General features: G+C 69.4%; 18 protein-coding genes, 1 tRNA gene and 1 riboswitch. Of the genes, 11 read left to right on the top strand and 8 right to left on the bottom strand.

Annotated elements, in window-relative coordinates:
• Positions 1-13: 13 nt before the first annotated feature.
• Positions 14-754, bottom strand: a complete 741-nt coding sequence (locus ACIBQ1_RS30590) for a DUF3662 and FHA domain-containing protein (RefSeq protein WP_091081864.1) — start codon at positions 752-754, stop codon at positions 14-16.
• Positions 755-953: 199 nt separating this feature from the next.
• Here ACIBQ1_RS30590 and ACIBQ1_RS30595 point away from each other — a divergent pair.
• Positions 954-1036 (top strand) — tRNA-Leu (locus ACIBQ1_RS30595).
• Positions 1037-1361: 325 nt separating this feature from the next.
• On the opposite strand, the gene ACIBQ1_RS30600 is transcribed toward ACIBQ1_RS30595, so the two are convergent.
• Both ACIBQ1_RS30600 and ACIBQ1_RS30605 read right to left on the bottom strand, forming a co-directional pair.
• A complete protein-coding gene (locus ACIBQ1_RS30600) occupies positions 1362-2384 on the bottom strand; it encodes a hemolysin family protein (RefSeq protein ID WP_397282759.1) in 1023 nt (340 codons plus the stop codon).
• Positions 2381-3730, bottom strand: a complete 1350-nt coding sequence (locus ACIBQ1_RS30605) for a hemolysin family protein (RefSeq protein WP_397282760.1) — start codon at positions 3728-3730, stop codon at positions 2381-2383. The genes ACIBQ1_RS30600 and ACIBQ1_RS30605 overlap by 4 nt, the downstream gene beginning before the upstream one ends.
• Positions 3731-3971: 241 nt before the next feature.
• Between ACIBQ1_RS30605 and ACIBQ1_RS30610 the strand changes: the two genes are divergently transcribed.
• The 6 genes from ACIBQ1_RS30610 to ACIBQ1_RS30635 all read left to right on the top strand — a co-directional run bounded on the left by ACIBQ1_RS30610 (position 3972) and on the right by ACIBQ1_RS30635 (position 9095).
• Positions 3972-5288 carry an LCP family protein gene (locus ACIBQ1_RS30610; RefSeq protein ID WP_397282761.1) on the top strand — a complete coding sequence of 439 codons (1317 nt, stop codon included), beginning with the start codon at positions 3972-3974 and terminating at the stop codon, positions 5286-5288.
• A gap of 36 nt (positions 5289-5324) precedes the next feature.
• The gene (locus tag ACIBQ1_RS30615; RefSeq protein WP_397282762.1) at positions 5325-5930 is read left to right on the top strand and encodes a TenA family protein; all 606 of its coding nucleotides are present in this window, start codon (positions 5325-5327) and stop codon (positions 5928-5930) included.
• A 47-nt stretch (positions 5931-5977) separates the two neighbouring features.
• Entirely contained in the window at positions 5978-6856 is an 879-nt protein-coding gene (locus tag ACIBQ1_RS30620) for an Fpg/Nei family DNA glycosylase (protein ID WP_397282763.1), read from the top strand.
• Positions 6853-7272 (top strand): winged helix-turn-helix transcriptional regulator, encoded by a 420-nt coding sequence (locus ACIBQ1_RS30625; protein ID WP_397282764.1) that lies wholly within the window; start codon positions 6853-6855, stop codon positions 7270-7272. The genes ACIBQ1_RS30620 and ACIBQ1_RS30625 overlap by 4 nt, the downstream gene beginning before the upstream one ends.
• Positions 7269-7592 carry a rhodanese-like domain-containing protein gene (locus ACIBQ1_RS30630; RefSeq protein ID WP_397282765.1) on the top strand — a complete coding sequence of 108 codons (324 nt, stop codon included), beginning with the start codon at positions 7269-7271 and terminating at the stop codon, positions 7590-7592. The genes ACIBQ1_RS30625 and ACIBQ1_RS30630 overlap by 4 nt, the downstream gene beginning before the upstream one ends.
• A 64-nt stretch (positions 7593-7656) precedes the next feature.
• A riboswitch (TPP riboswitch) is annotated at positions 7657-7774 on the top strand.
• Positions 7764-9095 carry a purine-cytosine permease family protein gene (locus tag ACIBQ1_RS30635; protein ID WP_397282766.1) on the top strand — a complete coding sequence of 444 codons (1332 nt, stop codon included), beginning with the start codon at positions 7764-7766 and terminating at the stop codon, positions 9093-9095. It overlaps the preceding riboswitch by 11 nt.
• Here the strand turns inward: ACIBQ1_RS30635 and ACIBQ1_RS30640 are convergent.
• The gene (locus ACIBQ1_RS30640; RefSeq protein ID WP_397282767.1) at positions 9052-9633 is read right to left on the bottom strand and encodes a methylated-DNA--[protein]-cysteine S-methyltransferase; all 582 of its coding nucleotides are present in this window, start codon (positions 9631-9633) and stop codon (positions 9052-9054) included. The genes ACIBQ1_RS30635 and ACIBQ1_RS30640 overlap by 44 nt on opposite strands.
• 95 nt (positions 9634-9728) lie before the next feature.
• On the opposite strand from ACIBQ1_RS30640, the gene ACIBQ1_RS30645 reads away from it, so the two are divergent.
• Together ACIBQ1_RS30645 and ACIBQ1_RS30650 are read left to right on the top strand one after the other, a co-directional pair.
• A complete protein-coding gene (locus tag ACIBQ1_RS30645) occupies positions 9729-11576 on the top strand; it encodes an ATP-binding protein (protein ID WP_397282768.1) in 1848 nt (615 codons plus the stop codon).
• A 177-nt stretch (positions 11577-11753) separates the two neighbouring features.
• On the top strand, positions 11754-12185 hold the full coding sequence (locus ACIBQ1_RS30650) for an ATP-binding protein (RefSeq protein WP_355379644.1): 432 nt from the start codon (positions 11754-11756) through the stop codon (positions 12183-12185).
• Here ACIBQ1_RS30650 and ACIBQ1_RS30655 read toward each other — a convergent pair.
• The 3 genes from ACIBQ1_RS30655 to ACIBQ1_RS30665 form a co-directional block, all read right to left on the bottom strand.
• Positions 12169-12810, bottom strand: a complete 642-nt coding sequence (locus ACIBQ1_RS30655) for a YidC/Oxa1 family membrane protein insertase (RefSeq protein ID WP_397282769.1) — start codon at positions 12808-12810, stop codon at positions 12169-12171. The genes ACIBQ1_RS30650 and ACIBQ1_RS30655 overlap by 17 nt on opposite strands.
• Before the next feature lie 76 nt (positions 12811-12886).
• The gene (locus ACIBQ1_RS30660; protein WP_397282770.1) at positions 12887-13087 is read right to left on the bottom strand and encodes a DUF6412 domain-containing protein; all 201 of its coding nucleotides are present in this window, start codon (positions 13085-13087) and stop codon (positions 12887-12889) included.
• Positions 13084-13257: a hypothetical protein gene (locus ACIBQ1_RS30665; RefSeq protein ID WP_397282771.1), complete on the bottom strand. Its 174-nt coding sequence runs from the start codon at positions 13255-13257 to the stop codon at positions 13084-13086. The genes ACIBQ1_RS30660 and ACIBQ1_RS30665 overlap by 4 nt, the downstream gene beginning before the upstream one ends.
• Before the next feature lie 94 nt (positions 13258-13351).
• Between ACIBQ1_RS30665 and ACIBQ1_RS30670 the strand changes: the two genes are divergently transcribed.
• Positions 13352-14050 (top strand): response regulator transcription factor, encoded by a 699-nt coding sequence (locus ACIBQ1_RS30670; protein ID WP_397282772.1) that lies wholly within the window; start codon positions 13352-13354, stop codon positions 14048-14050.
• Positions 14050-15153: a sensor histidine kinase gene (locus ACIBQ1_RS30675; protein WP_397282773.1), complete on the top strand. Its 1104-nt coding sequence runs from the start codon at positions 14050-14052 to the stop codon at positions 15151-15153. The genes ACIBQ1_RS30670 and ACIBQ1_RS30675 overlap by 1 nt, the downstream gene beginning before the upstream one ends.
• 180 nt (positions 15154-15333) lie before the next feature.
• Here ACIBQ1_RS30675 and ACIBQ1_RS30680 read toward each other — a convergent pair whose 3' ends face one another.
• On the bottom strand, positions 15334-15744 hold the full coding sequence (locus ACIBQ1_RS30680) for a hypothetical protein (RefSeq protein WP_397282774.1): 411 nt from the start codon (positions 15742-15744) through the stop codon (positions 15334-15336).
• Positions 15745-15768: the final 24 nt, after the last annotated feature.

Raw genomic sequence — 15768 nt, forward strand, 5'->3', positions numbered from 1 at the left:
CGCTTGTCTACCCCTAATCGCGCCGGAACACCAGAGTCGTGCGCCCCAACGTCACTCGCGTGCCGTTCTGGAGCTCGATCCTGCGTACCGGCTGGCCGTTGACGAAAGTGCCGTTGGTGGACCCGAGATCGACGAGGGCCACAGTCTGGCCCTCGACCCGCAACTCCGCGTGGTGCCGCGAGACACCCGGATCGACCAGACGAAGATCGCAGTCGGTGCCCCTGCCGAGCAAGGTCACCGGAGTGGTGAGCTCGTAGGAACGGTCGCCCTGCGGGTCGTCCTGAGTGGAGACGAGCAGCCTGGGCCGCCCGTTGAACGCGTTAGGCCTCGACGGAGGCAGGTCGCTCGCCGGCTGGCGAATCTCGTCCTGCTCGACCGTCGCGCCACGGATGACGCCGGATCTGATGCGGAACAGCCCCACAGCCAGATCGCCGGCGGTCTCGAAGCGGACCCGGACCGGTCCCACAAAGGAGTAGCCCTGTTCCTTGGCGTACTCCCTGGCGAGGTTGGCCAGCTCGTGACTGATGCTGTCGGCGTAGACCTCAAGCCGTTCGCTGTCGGTCGTGGACAGTTCAACCACGAAGTCGTTGGGCACGAGCGTTCGACCCTGAGCGACGATCGCCGCACGCTCATCCATCTCCCGCTGAACCGCGCTGGCGACCTCGACCGGCTGAAGGTCAGATTTGAACGCCCGCGCAAAGGCCCCCTCAACCAAGCCTTCGAGCCTTCGCTCGAAGCGCTGAAGGACTCCCACCGGGTACCTCCCTTCCTCCGTGCATATGATCGCGGCCCCCAGACGCGTCCGGCGCCCGGTTCCCGCTCGTTCCACGTCACGGCATCCCTGGCGCTCGTCGGCTGTCGCGCCCAGCTCCTCCGCTCCCGTGTCTTATGCGATCGTATCCGGGTTCAGTACCAGTGGCTGTTCCGTGCTAGTGTTCTTTCCGCACCCACAAGGGCGGGTGGCGGAACGGCAGACGCGCACGGTTCAGGTCCGTGTGTCCGAAAGGACGTGAGGGTTCAAATCCCTCCTCGCCCACTCGGTGACTGGGGACTCCTGGTCGCAAACCTTTCAGGTTTGCTCCCTCGGGTCCCCTCGTCATTTCGCCCGGGGGATGACCCCCGGACCCCCAGCGTTTTCCGGGGGAGTCCCCCCGGGACCCCCTGTCTGGGAGAGATCTCCCAGACCCTCCATCGTTGCGCCGGCTTTCGTGTCTCATGGCAGACCCACATTGGCGAAGTGTTTGCTGGATCGCAAGAGGGTCGGTCTCTCTTTTCAAGAACCTGTTGGTAACGGGCGTGCCGTGTTTTGACGGTACGCCCGTTTGGTTGCAGGCTGCTTTCGTATGACTTGTCGGTGTGTTTTACGTCACAGATGCGAGGGTTCTGGTGTCGAGGAGTTCGCCCAGGAGGTCTGTGAGGCTCACCATGCCGATGACGTCGCCTGCCTGAGCCGTCACCAGGGTCAAGTGGGCTCGGGCCTCCTGGAGGGCTGTCACCGCCTCAGGGACCTGGGTGATGCAGGGGAGCTTCGGCAGGGGGCGGCACAGGTTCTCTGCCTTGCTCGTGGGCTGTAGGAGGGCGTCTCTTGCGTGGAGTGCGCCTCTTACGTCGCCCGGGGTGCCTACCAGGAGTCTCAGGTGGCCGCTCTTGGCCGCTGCCGCTCTGATCTCGGTCGCGTTCGCCGTCGGCGGGACCATCACCGCCTTGTCGATCGGGACCATGAGGCGTTCTATGCCTTCGTCGTCCAGGCGCAGGGCGCGGGTCAGGAGGTCGTGCTCGTCGCGGTCCAGGAGGCCCATGCGGCCCGACTCGCCCACCAGCAGGGCCAGCTGGCGGGGGGTTCTGGTCGTGGCCAGCTCGTCCTTGGGCTGGACCCCGAACAGGCGCAGGATGAGGTTGGTCAGGCCGTTCAGGGTCGACAGGAGCGGGCGCATCACCCAGGTGAAGGCCCGGAAGGGGAGGGTCAGCAGCAGGGCCGAGCGCTCCGGGTGGGTCAGGGCCCACGACTTCGGCGCCATCTCGCCCACCACCATGTGGAGGAAGGTCACCAGGGCCAGGGCGATCGTCAGCGCGATGGGCAGGCGCAGGCCCTCCGGTACGCCGAGCGCGCCGAAGACCGGCTCCAGGGCGTGCTCGATCGCCGGCTCCGTCACCTGGCCGAGGCCCAGGGTGCACAGCGTGATGCCCAGCTGGGCGCCCGCCAGCATGAGGGACAGCTGCTTGGTGCCCCCGACCGCCGACCTGGCCGTCAGCCTGATCAGGCGGTTGTTGCGGGAGGCTATCTCCTCCAGGCGGTGGCGCCGGGCGGAGACGAAGGCGAACTCCGCGGCCACGAACAGAGCGTTGAAGGCCAGCAGCGCGAGGCTGATGAGGAGCATGGTCATCGTGCCGCCTCCGCGTGCTGGACGGGGGCCACGCGGACCCACTCGGGCACTCTGCGGTTGAGGGATATCACTGTCAGCTCTGCCAGGTGTTCCTGCTCGTCCTCTGTGAAGGGGTCGGTGTCCTGTTCGACCGGCACCGTCACCGTGTCGCCCTCGTCCGGCATCCTGCCCAGCTTGGCCAGCACGAGGCCCGCGAGGGTGTCGTAGTCGTCGCTCTCGGGGAGCGCGACGCCCGTGGCGCGCTCGACCTCGTCCAGCCGCAGCCGGCCCGGGACCTCCCAGATGCCGCCAGGGTGCTCCACCACGCCGGCCGGCTCCGGGTCGTTCTCGTCGACCAGCTCGCCGACCAGCTCCTCGGCCAGGTCCTCCACCGTGATCACGCCGGCCAGGCCGCCGTACTCGTCGATGACGCAGGCGATGTCGTCCTTGGCCACGCGCATCCGGTCGAGCACCGCGGGGAGCGGGACCGAGTCCGGGACGAGCAGGGCCGGGCGGGTGACGTCTGATATCCGGCCGTCCTGCAGACCTGACGCGAGGAGCTCTCTCACGCCCGTCACGCCTGTGACGTCGCCGTCCTCGTTGAGCACCGGGTAGCGGGAGTGGCCGCAGCTGCGCATGATCTCGATCAGGTCCGAGACGGGCTGCTCGGAACGCAGCACCACCACGCGCGGGCGCGGGACCATGATCTCCTCCGCCGTGCGGTCGCCGAACTCCAGAGCCCGTTCCAGCAGGTCGGAGAGTCTCGGCGGGAGTTCGCCCGCCATGGTCGACTCCTCGATGATGCGGGAGAGCTCCTCCGGCGTCGCGCCGTGCTCCACTTCCTCCACCGGCTCGATGCCCACGCGCCTGAGCAGGCCCGTCGCCGCCGAGTCGAACAGCTTGACCACCGGGCCCACCACCGCCAGGTATGCCAGCGTCGAGCTCGCCAGGAACTTGGCCACCGGCTCCGGTCTGGCGATGCCCAGGTTCTTGGGCGCGAGCTCGCCCAGGACCATCTGGACGACGGTCGCCACGAAGACGCCGATGGCGACCGAGAGTCCGGTGATCATGGTGGCGGACAGTCCGGTGTCCGCCAGCCATGGTCGTACGATCGTGGAGATCGCGGGCTCGGCCAGGAAGCCGACCAGCAGCGCGGTCACGGTGATGCCGAGCTGGGCCCCGGAGAGCATGAACGAGAGGCGGGACGTGACCTGGAGCGCCTTTTCGGCGGCAGGGTCCCCCGCCGCGGCCTGCTCGCGGAGGAGAGCGCGGTCGACGGCCACGAAGGCGAACTCCTGGGCGACGAAGTAGCCGGTCGCCGCCGTGAGGAGGATGAGGGCCAGCAGGCCCAGATAGGCGCTCACCATGGTGAGCTCTCAGAGGAACCCGTGCTGGCGCACGGGCAAAGACTCCACGGGTCCGGAGCGGACACGATCTTCCCTTCGATAGAGGTCGTCCATAACCGTAACGATGCGGTTGGCATCTATGTTTCCGCGGTGACTATTCGCTGGTTCTGAGTACTTTTCCCTGGGAAAACCTTGGCCGAGTGTCTTCACTGCTGGGGGGTTCGACGTAGCGTTTATGACAAACCGAGGGGAAGAAGGCGAAGTGTCTGAGGACGACCGGACGCGGGCCATGCGCTCGCCAGGCGACGGCCGCCCGCTGCCACCGAGGCCGGGTGACGGCCTGCGCGCCGGGGGTGCACCGGCCCACCAGGTCCCGTCCGCGCCGGCCGGGGGGCCGGCCGGGGGGCCGGCCGGGGGGCCGGGCGCGCCGACGCACAAGCTCCCTGCGGCCTCGCAGTACCCCGAGCCGGGGTCAGGCGCCGCCTCTCCCGGGTCCGGCCCGGAGGAGCCGCGCCAGGGGCGTTCACGCGTGTACGGCAAGGCGCGCTCCGGCAGCAGTCCGGTGAAGCCGCTCCGGCCGGGGCGCGAGCCCTCGGACCCGGCCAAGCCCCGCAGGCGGGTGTCCGGCAGGACCATCCTGACGATCGTCGCCGGGTTCCTGGTCGTGCTGCTGGTGGCGGGCGTGGGCATGTTCTTCTGGATCAACTCCAGGATCAACGGCATCGAGGGCGTGCTCGACGACTATCAGGGCCGTGTCGCCGACACCCCCGGCACCAACTGGCTGCTCGTCGGCTCCGACAGCCGCAAGGGCCTGTCGGCCGCCGAGCGCAAGAAGCTGCGCACGGGCCAGGCGGTCGGGCAGCGTACGGACTCGATGATGCTGCTGCACATCCCCGAGGGCAGTGACAAGCCGACGCTGGTCAGCCTGCCGCGCGACCTGGCCGTCGACATCCCGGGCAAGAGGCGCGACAAGCTCAACGCCGCTTACAACGGCGGGCCGCAGCTGCTGGTCCGCACCATTGAGACGGTCACGGGCGTGCACATCGACCACTACATGGAGATCGGGTTCGCCGGGTTCGTCGACATCGTCGACGCCATCGGAGGCGTCGAGATCAACGTACGGGCCGCCGTGGACGACCCCAAGGCCGGGCTCAAGCTGAAGAAGGGCACCCAGGTGCTCAACGGCGCCCAGGCCCTGGGATACGTACGGACCCGCAAGGGCGGCGCGCTGCCCGACTTCGAGCGGACCAAGCGGCAGCGGCAGTTCCTGGGCGCGGTCGTGAAGAAGGCGGCCAGCCCCGGAGTGCTGATCAACCCGTTCACGTCGATCCCGCTGGCGATGAGCGCCACCGACGCGGTCTCGGTCGACGGGGGGACGGGCGCGTTCGACCTGCTGTCGCTGGGGCTGGCGATGGGCGACAGCCCCGTGACGACGGTGGTCCCGTTCGGCGGCACCGAGCGGCTCGCGGACGGCGGCGAAGCGATCAAGTCGGACCGCCCCAAGGCGCTGGCCCTCTTCAATGCCCTGAAGGAGGACAAGCCGGTGCCCAAGGACGTCCTCGACACCGGCAACAACTAGCGCAGCTAGTCATGCTTCGACACTAACCTCCCAGCCATGACCATCTCGGAGAAGTTGCACGCCGTCGGCCGCCCGCTGCTCCGGGCGCAGCTCGACCATCCCACCGTGGCCGGCATCGCGCGTGGCGACCTGCCCGAGCCGGTGTTCAGGTCGTGGCTGGAGCAGGACTACCTGTTCCTGCTCGACTACGTACGGGTGTTCGCGCGGCTGGCCTGGCAGGCGCCCGCCGGGCATCTGGGTGACCTGGTGGACCTGGCGCACACCACGTACCACGACGAGCTGAGCCTGCACAGGTCGCTGTCGGCCGGGTTCGGCGCCGATCTGGAGGGGGCGGTGAAGGGGCCGGCGTGCGCGGCGTACACGGCGTTCCTGCTGGAGTCGGCGGCGTCCTATGGGGAGGGGCTGGCCGCGCTCTATCCCTGCATGTGGGGATATTCGAGTCTTGGACGGATATTGGCGGAGAATCCGCCTGCTGAGCCGAGGTATCGGGCGTGGGTGGACACGTACGCCGATCCCGGGTTCGCGGCGCTCACCGAGCGGATCGCGCAGATGATCGACGAGGCCGGTCCGGACCCGGCGCGGGCCGAGGCGCTGTTCGCCGAGGGGATGGCGCACGAGCTGGCCTTCTGGAGCGTGCCGTAGCCGTCCACAGGCTGTGGACGGTCGGGGCGCGCACGTACCCTGGTGGCATGCCGGAACTACCCGAAGTGGAGTCGCTCACCCACTTCCTGCGCGAGCGGGCCGTGGGCCGCACGGTCGTGGGGGTCGACGTGGTGGCCTTCCAGGCGCTCAAGACGTTCGACCCGCCCGTGACCGCGCTCGGTGGGCTGACGATCACCGGCGTGGCCAGGCACGGCAAGTTCCTCGACCTCGACTGCGACGGCCTCCACCTGGTCATCCACCTGGCCCGGGCGGGGTGGCTGCGCTGGCGCGACGACCTGTCGGGCGCCAAGCCGGTGCGCCCGGGCAAGGGCCCGCTCGCCGTACGCGTCCGGCTGGCGCCCGATGAGGAGGGCCTGGCGCCCGGGTTCGAGCTGACGGAGGCGGGGACGCAGAAGCGCCTTGCCGTCTATGTCACCAAAAATCCGGACGAGGTCCCCGGCATCGCCGCCCTCGGCCCCGACCCCCTCGACGAGTCCTTCACCGTCGACGCGCTCAAACGCATCCTGGGCGGCAGCCGCACCCAGATCAAGGGGCTGCTGCGCGACCAGAAGATCATCGCCGGCATCGGGAACGCGTACTCGGACGAGGTGCTGCACGCGGCGAAGATGTCCCCGTTCAAGATCGCGGCCACGCTGACGGACGCGCAGATCGCCGACCTGCACGAGGCCATCGTCACCACCCTGGGGGAGGCGGTGGAGCGGGCGCACGGGCTGGCGGCCAAGGACCTCAAGGCGGAGAAGAAGTCGGGGCTGCGGGTCCACAACCGCACGGGGCAGCCGTGCGACGTCTGCGGCGACACGATCCGGGAGGTGTCCTTCGCGGACTCCTCGCTGCAGTACTGCCCCACCTGCCAGACCGGCGGCAAGCCCCTCGCCGACCGCCGCCTGTCCCGCCTTCTCAAATGAAGTCCGAGGAAGAAGGCACTTCGGAACCGCTCGACGACTACGACGTGCGGCAGTGGGACACCCGCGAGGACTGCGAGGTGCGCCAGATCCTCGACCGCATCGCCGACAAGTGGTCGCTGCTCGTGATCGCCCTGCTCGACTGCCAGAGCCTGCGCTTCACCCAGCTCCGCCGCGAGATCGACGGCGTCAGCCAGCGCATGCTCAGCGTGACCCTGCGCCAGCTCGAACGCGACGGTCTCGTCAGCCGTAAGGTCCACCCCGTCGTGCCGCCCAGGGTGGACTACGCGCTCACGCCGCTCGGCCGCACGCTGCACGAGACCATCAAGTCGCTGGTCACCTGGACGGAGGCGCACCAGGAGGAGATCGCCGCGGCGCGTGCGGCCTACGACGCCAGGCGCGAGATGATGGAGTCATGACCGTTCCTGAGATAGAGGCCAGTGCCGTTCCCGCAGACGCTTACCTGCTCGACGTCCGTGAGCAGGACGAATGGGTCGCTGGGCACGCCCCGGAGGCCGTGCACATCCCCATGACCCAGATTCAAGGGCGGGTCGAGGAGGTGCCCGGCGACCGCACGGTCTACGTCGTCTGCCGGGTGGGCGGCCGGTCCCTGCAGGTCGCGGCCTGGCTCAACCAGCTGGGGCGCGACGCCGTCAACGTCGGCGGCGGCATGCAGTCGTGGGAGTTCGCGCGCCGCCCGATGGTCAGCGAGACCGGGCGGCAGCCGTTCGTGGCGTGAAATCTTGGTGAAGGCCCCACTGTGGCGGTTTCGCCGTCATTAAGGCATGATGAGGGCGCCAACTGCAGATTGTCGCGGGAGCTCGGGGTTTCGCCGGGCTGAGAGGGCAGCCACAGATCCGCTGCCGACCGCCTGAACCTGTCCGGGTAATGCCGGCGTAGGGAGTGCGCGATGACGCATGTCGTCGACGAAGTTCCGCTGACTCTTGAAGGCCGGCCGCCGAAGACCCTGGGCGTGCTCGACCAGGGCGCGCTCTGGGCGAACCTCGGAGTCAGCCTCCTGGGCTTCTCCGGGGCGTCCCTCCTGCTCAACCCCTTGGACAACGCTCCGCTCAGCCTGGCCGCCGCGCTCCTGGCGACCGTGGTCGGCAGCCTGATCGGCACCGCCATGGTGGGCCTGTCCGCCGTGCCCGGCACCCGGACGGGGCAGCCCGCGATGGTGCTGCTGCGGGGCCTGTTCGGGGCGAAGATCTCGTACGTCCCCACGATCCTGAACATCGTCCAGATGCTCGGCTGGGCCGCGTTCGAGCTGTGGGTGATCGCCAAGGCGGCCAGCGCGATCTTCGGCGCCGTGCCGTACCAGGCGTGGGTGATCGCGGCGGGGGTGCTGACCACGGCGCTCACGATCTGGCCGCTCGGGTCCGTCAGGCTGCTGCGGCGGTACGTCACCATCGGCGTGGTCGTGTCGATGGTGTGGTTCGCCTGGTTCTTCCTGACCAGGGCGCCCGCGCACACCGGCGGGTCCTGGACGGCGTTCGCCCCGGCCGTGGACTACGTGATCGCGCTGTCGGTGTCGTGGGTGCCGATGGCGGCCGACTTCGCCCGGCACTCCAGGTCGAGCAGGGCCGCGTTCACCGGCGTGGTCGGCGGCTACACGCTGGCTCAGGTGGCCTGCCTGGGCCTGGGCGTGTTCGCGGTGGCCCTGGCGGGGGCGGACAAGGTGGCGGCCGATCCGACGTCGGTGTTCGGCCCGTTCGTGGCGGTGCCGCTGGGCGCGCTGTTCTTCGCGATCCTGGTGCTGCGTGAGACCGACCAGTCGTTCGCCAACGTCTACTCCACCACGGTCTCGCTGCAGAACCTGATGCCGCGGGTGGACCGGCGCGTCTTCTCCATCGCCATCGGCGTGCTGAGCGTCGCTATCGCCCTGGTCGTGGACGTCAACTCGTACGGGGCGTTCCTGGGGGTGATCGGGGCGATCTTCGTGCCGATGTTCGCGGTGCTGGCAGTGGACTACTTCGTGCTCGGCGGCTCGCGCGGCTGGAACACCGCGGAGGACGCGCCCTCACGCTGGTCGAGGCTGGTGCCGTGGGCCCTCGGCTTCGTGGCGTACTGGCTGGCGACCGCCACGCCCCCGGACACGCCGTGGGGGGCCTTCTGGCAGTCGGTCCGCGAGGCCATCGGCTTCACCCGGCAGCCGTGGATGAACGGGGCGCTCGGCGCGGCCATCGTCGCCGCGCTGGTCACCCTGCTGATCGGCTGGTCGACGCGCGCTTTTCGACGTTGAGCAGGTGCTGCTTGGCCGCCGCGCCGCCCGCGTAGTCGCCGAGCGCGCCGTCCTCGCGCACCACCCGGTGGCACGGCACGATCACGCTCACCGGGTTGGAGGCCAGCGCGTTGCCGATCGCCCGCAGCGCGCGCGGCCGGCCGATGCTCGCGCCGATCTCCTCCAGCGTCGTGGTGGTGCCGTACGGGACCGCGATCGTCTTCTGCAGCACCGTACGGGCGAAAGACGTCGCCAGCACGAGATCGACGGGCGTGGTGAACGCGCGCAGGCGGCCGGAGAAGTAGGCGTCCAACTCTCTGCGCACCGGGTCGAGCCGGCTCGGGTCCGGCCCGATGAACGTGCCCACATGCCTTGTGACCAGCTCGTACACGGCGTTTTCCGGCTCGAAGCTGCACGCCGCGACCCCCTTGCCGGTCACCGCGAGCACCAGCCTGCCGACGGCCCCGTCATAGGTGCCGAACGCGACGTCAGGATGCGTCTCACCTCGATAGGTGCTGGAGGTCACACGCAACAGGGCATCGAGATCGCCGCTCGACATGCCACCACCCTCCCCACCCGCCGAGAATCACCGTGCCCGCAGCGTATCGGACGGATCGCCCGACGCACTCACCACGCCACGTGCACTATGGAGTAGTGGGGGACGAATGGGCCGGTAGTGACGACGAGATCGCTCGTGCTGCCCTCGCCGGTTCGCCCAACGCCGTCGTGGTCGTCGACCGGGATCAGAGCGTACTGGTCTGGAACGAGGCGGCCGAGCGGCTGTTCGGGTGGACGGCGGAGGAGATGCTCGGGCGCCGGGCGCCGATCGTGCCGAGCGAGCTGACCGCCGAGCACAACGCCGCGCTCGAACGCGTGCGCACCGGCGGCCAGGTCTCGGTCCGCACCAAACGTTTACGCGGCGACGGGACCCTGCTCGATGTGCGCGTCGACATCAGCGCGCTGCGCCTGGGCAGCTCCGTGGCCGGGTACGTCTGCGTGCACCACCTGGCGCGGGCCGACGCGGTGGCCAGGGACCGCATGGCGCGGCGGGCCAGGCTGGTGCGCCGGCTCACCGACGTGGTCGGCGACATCAACTCCGAGCTGGAGCTGTCGGCCGTGCTCGACCGGATCTCGGCCAGCCTCACGGAGCTCACCGGGGCGGACGCGGGCGGGTTCGTGCTGATCGAGGGCGAGCGGTTACGGCTGGTCAGCACGTACGAGCTGCCGGCGGCCATCAGGGGCACCACCAGCGACCTGCGCACGAGCCTGGTCGACAAGCTCTTACGCACCGGCAAGACCGTCATGCTGGAGTCGAACGGGCTGGAGGACCTGGTGTGGGCCCGGCTGAACGGGCTGCACACGATCGCGCTGGGCCTGGCGGCCGTCGGCGGGCGCCCGTACGGGGCCCTGTACGCGCTGTTCGCCCAGAGCACACCGGGACACCTCGAACTGGAGCTGCTGGAGCTGCTGGCCGGCCATGCGGGCATCGCCGTCGGCAACGCGGTGGCCTACCAGGAGGCGGTGCGGCAGCGGGCGCACGAGCAGGCCGTCTTCGACGCCAGCGCCGACGGCATCGCCGTGCTCGACGGATCGGGGCGGGTCGTCCGCTGGAACCCGGCCGCCGCCGACCTCACCGCGTTCCCGGCCGAGACGGTCATCGGCGGGCCGCCGCCGTTCCCGCTGCCCAAGCCGGGCGAGAAGGTCACGTTCCAGATGGAGAACGGGCGGTGGCTGGACGTCGTGAGCGCGCAGATCGACGAGACCGGCGAGGTGGTCATCGACTTCCGCGACGTGACCACGGCCAAGGAACTGGAGGAGGCCAAGGACCTGTTCCTGGCCACGACCAGCCACGAGCTGCGCACGCCGATCACGATCGTGCGCGGGTTCGCCAGCACGCTGGACAGGCGCTGGGACAAGATGAGCGACCCCGAACGCCGCTCGGCCGTGCACACGATCGCCGAGCGGTCCAGGTCGCTGGGCGAGCTGATGGACCACCTGCTCCTCGGGGCCAGGGCGGGGGCGGACGAGCTCAAGGTGCGGATCGAGGAGTTCGACCTGGCCGAGCGGATCGACACGGCCACGCTCGGGCTGCCCGCGCTGTCGGACAAGCACCGGGTCGAGGTGGTCATCCCGGACGGGTTGCCGAACGTGCTGGGAGACGCGCTGGCCACGGAGATCGTGCTGGGGCAGTTGCTGGAGAACGCGTTCAAGTACTCGCCCAAGGGCGGATTGATCAGCGTGGAGGCGTGGTCCGAGGCCGACAACGTCGTCGTGGTCGTCGACGACGAAGGGGTGGGTATCGCCCCGACTGACCGGGAGCGGATCTTTGAGAGGTTTGTCCAGGTGGACAGCGGCGACCGGAGACGGTTTGGTGGAGTGGGGCTCGGACTCTACATAGTCCGCAGCCTCGCCAGAGCACAAGGCGGAGACGTGAGCGCCCATCCGAGACCCGGAGGCGGCACACGGATGCGTCTCGAACTGCGAGGGGCTTTTCGGGCCTAGTTTCCCCTATCGGATCCGACACACCGAGGCGGTAACGAGGTGGTCACAGTTGAGCTGATCTATCGTCCAATGTGTACAAGCTGTGATCGAGATGCGGTTTCTGGGATTGAGTAACGGGGCATTTCGGTCGTACCGGGGAGTGTTCCCGCGGGGGGCACAGGGAACGGGGAGGTGGGTGTGTCAAGCGTGGTGCTGCTGCCGTACGCGCCGTCCAGCGTCGCCGTTGCCCGCCAGCGCCTGAGCACTGAGCTGCAGGACAGCGGGGTTTTTACGGCCGCGATCGACGACGCGGTGCTCGTGGTGAGCGAGCTGCTGAGCAACGCGTTGAGGCACGCGCACCCGCTTCCGTCGGGGATGGTGAGAGTGGCGTGGCTGCGGAGTGACGATCACATCGAGGTGGCGGTGAGCGACGGGGGTGCGGCGACCGAGCCGCGGGCGGGCCGCCCGACCCTGTCGTCGCTCGGGGGCCGGGGGCTCGGCATCGTGGAGTACGTGGCGGAGAGCTGGGGGGTCCGGCACGACGGCGACACGACCACGGTGTGGGCCATCCTGCCCGCTCCTCGCGCGTCGCTGAACGGGCAGGTCACAGCCCTCAGAGAGGCCGGCTAGCCAGCACCGCCCGCTCGCTCGTGGCCCACGCCATGGACACGAGCAGGTAGAGCCCGGCCGCGAGCGGCAGCACCAGCGCGGCCAGCACGGAGCCGTACGGCATCCACGGGAGGATCCGCTTGAGCCAGTCCGGCTGATCCTCGGTCACCTTGATGTTCCTGGCGGAGAACCACGCCACCACCGCGACCAGCGCAATGACCGCAACAAAGACCAAAACCGGCGCGCTGACCAGACCGAAATTGGCCACAACGCCGGCCACCTGCTGGCCCAGTGGGGCGCCGAAAAGGGTCTGCCCGGCCAAAGCGGTCGGATGCGTGGCCACCCGGAACATCAGCCACATGAACGGAAGCTGGGCCAGCATCGGCATGATCCCGGCGAACGGCGAGCTGCCTTCCTTGGCGTAGAGCGCGGAGGTCTCCCTGGCCAGGCGCTCGGGGTTGCGCGCGTACCGCTTCCGTAGCTCGCGCAGCTTGGGGGCGAGTCGCTCGCGGATCTTCATCGTGCGCGACTGGCGTGCGTTCAGAGGCAGCAGCAGGAGTCGTACGGCCAGGGTGAACAGCACGATGCCGAGCGCCGCGCTGCCCCCGGACATGCTGATGACGAACGTGACAAGAGAATCGATCATGAGCCCTACCTGGAGTGAGACGGGGAAAGGGCTCACTCGTACGAGGAGCCCCGCTTGACGGTGAAGCGGGGCGTTCCTAAGGGGCTCGTGGGCGCGCGCGTCCGGCCGCGTCCGGGTCGCGCTGCCGCTGGAAGGCCATGCGGCGCGCGTAACTCAGCGGAAAGCTCGGCGGCTCCCCACTGAGGATGGGCAGCAACGTGGCCGCCCACGTGGCCAGCAGCAGGATCGCCACCATGGTGATCCCGACCAGCCACGGGTCGAACAGGAAGAACGTCAATGCGATCGGGAGGACTTGCCCACCACGGCGACCGCGACGAAGACGAGCAGAGCGACCACTCCGATGATCAGAGCGATCTTGATCAGGCCTGCCAGCATCGGCAGCAGGAAGTTGAACAGCACGAAGAGACCCAGCAAGGTCCCCAGCACGAGCATCACGACTCTACCCATGGAGCCACCGTACGTCCTCCGGGGGTGATCCGCGAGGCTTACGAAGCAATGACGTCCATGACGCTCAGGCGTTCTTCGGTCGTACGGTGAAGTCGTGAACACGCGCATCCTGGTCGTCGATGATGATCCGACCGTTTCCGAGGTCGTCGCGCGCTATCTGGAGCGCGACGGTCACGAGGTCGAATGCGTCGGCGACGGGGCGGAGGCGCTGCGCAGGGCGCTGGCCCATCCGCCCGACCTCATGGTGCTGGACCTGATGCTGCCCAAGCTCGACGGGCTGCAGGTGTGCAGGAAGCTCAGGGAGCGCTGGCCCGTACCGGTGATCATGCTGACCGCGCTCGGCGAGGAGATCGACCGGGTGGTCGGGCTGGAGACGGGGGCCGACGACTACGTGACCAAGCCGTTCAGCCCGCGCGAGCTCGCGCTGCGCGTGCAGTCGGTGCTGCGGCGGGCGCGGGGGGCGTCCGTCACCGGCGGCACCGGGGTGCTGCGTGACGGGGATCTGGTGGTGGACGTGGGGGCCCACGAGGCCCGGCTGCGGGGGGACGAGGTGATGTTGACGGCGCGGGAGTTCGATCTGCTGGCCCACCTCATGCGCAATCCGCGGCAGGCCTTCAGCCGCTCCGCGCTGCTGAACCAGGTGTGGGGGTGGTCGTTCGGCGACTCGTCCACCGTGACCGTGCACGTCAGGCGGTTGCGGGAGAAGATCGAGCCCGATCCGACCGAGCCGCGCAGGATCGTCACGGTGTGGGGGGTCGGATACCGGTACGAGCCGATGGAGGGCGGTTCCTGATGCCGCAGCCCAGTGAGCTGCCCATGGTCGTGGCGGTGGCGGCCGGGCTCGGGCTCGTGGTCGCGCTGCTGGGCATCGGGGTGATGTGGCGGCTGCGCACCAGGTCCATCGGGGTGATGATGGCCGTGGTCGTGGTGGTCGCCGTGGCGGCCACGCTGGCCGGGGTCGTGGCGATCATCATGAAGATGATCATCGAAGGGGCCGTCAAGGACTTCGTGCTGAGCGTGGTGGCCGTGGGCGGGCTGGTGGGGCTCGGGGTGGCGTTCGTGCTGGCCAGGCGGGTGGTCGCGGAGAGCCGGCGGCTGGTGGACGCCGTGCGCGCCGTGCCGTTCACCGCGCCGAGGGGGCTGCCGGCCGAGCTCCAGACCATCGCGAACACCCTGGAGGAGGCGTACGCGCGGGAGCGGGCCCTCGAAGGGGCGCGGCGGGAGCTCGTCGCCTGGGTGAGCCACGACCTCCGTACGCCGCTGGCCGGGATGCGGGCCATGGTCGAGGCCCTGGAGGACGGGGTGGTGTCGGATCCGCGGACGGTCGCGCGCTACCACGGGCAGATCAAGCTGGAGGTGGAGCGGCTCTCGGCGATGGTGGACGACCTGTTCGAGCTGTCGCGGATCCACGCGGGGGCCCTGCGGCTGTCGCGTTCGCGCGTCGGGCTGGCGGACCTCGTGGCCGACACGGTCGCCGGCGCCGAACCGCTGGCCAGGGCCAAGGGGGTGGTCCTCACGGCGGAGGCGGCGGCGTCCCTGCCGGTGGAGGCCGACGCGGGGGCGTTGGGGCGGGCCCTTCGGAACCTCGTGGTCAACGCCATCCGGCACACGCCGTCGGACCGGACCGTGATGCTGCGGGCCGGGGTGGATGAGGAGGGGATGGCCTGCCTGTCGGTCGCGGACTGTTGTGGCGGGATTCCTGAGGAGGACCTGCCCCGGGTGTTCGAGGTCGCCTTCCGGGGGGAGGCCGCTCGCACCCCCACCGCTGACGGCGGGGCCGGCCTCGGGCTGGCCATCGCGCAGGGCATCGTGGAGGCGCACGACGGGGTGATCGGGGTGGTCAACGACGGGCCGGGGTGCCGGTTCGAGATCCGGCTTCCCCTGGTCGGCAGCTGACCGCTCCCGGCGGCGCTTGCTCCTGGTATGGCGCCTGCTCCTGGTACGGCGCTTGCTCTTGGTATGGCGCTCGCTCCTGGTACGGCGCTCGCTCCTGATGTGGCGTTCGCTCTTGGTACGGCGGCTCGGGCGCTTTTGGCGGATAGGGCGGATATGGCGGAGGTGGCGGTGGCGTGCCGCTCAGGCGCTTTCGGGGAGCTCCGGCTCCGCCGTGTCCCTTGAGCCGCCGAACGACTCCGACATCGCGCGAAATGTCGGGCACGGCCAGCGCCACATGCAGCTCCGGCACCGCAGGATCGGATGGGCGGCGTCGCTGGTGATGCCCCCCGCGTCCCTCGGCTGGTGAAGATCGAGCAATCTCAGCCCGAGCTCCAGGAACCTGAGCAGATCAGCGCGGGCACCGCCCAGGAAGTCGAGGTCCTCGATCGCGAGCCTGGTGCGGATGGGGACATAGCCTTCGCGGTTCACCAGGCTGCGGAGGCGTTCTGCTTCTTCATGCCATGACGTGGCCTTCTCCGTGCGGATCAGGATGCTCTCCAGGCGCTCCCGGAGCCCTTGACGCTGAGGGTCTTCAGGTTTCTCTGCTTTCATCGTCGCGGGACCCGTCTGTCGTGC

Origin of the sequence: Nonomuraea sp. NPDC050153, from assembly GCF_044460125.1 — a bacterium.
GTDB lineage: Bacteria > Actinomycetota > Actinomycetes > Streptosporangiales > Streptosporangiaceae > Nonomuraea.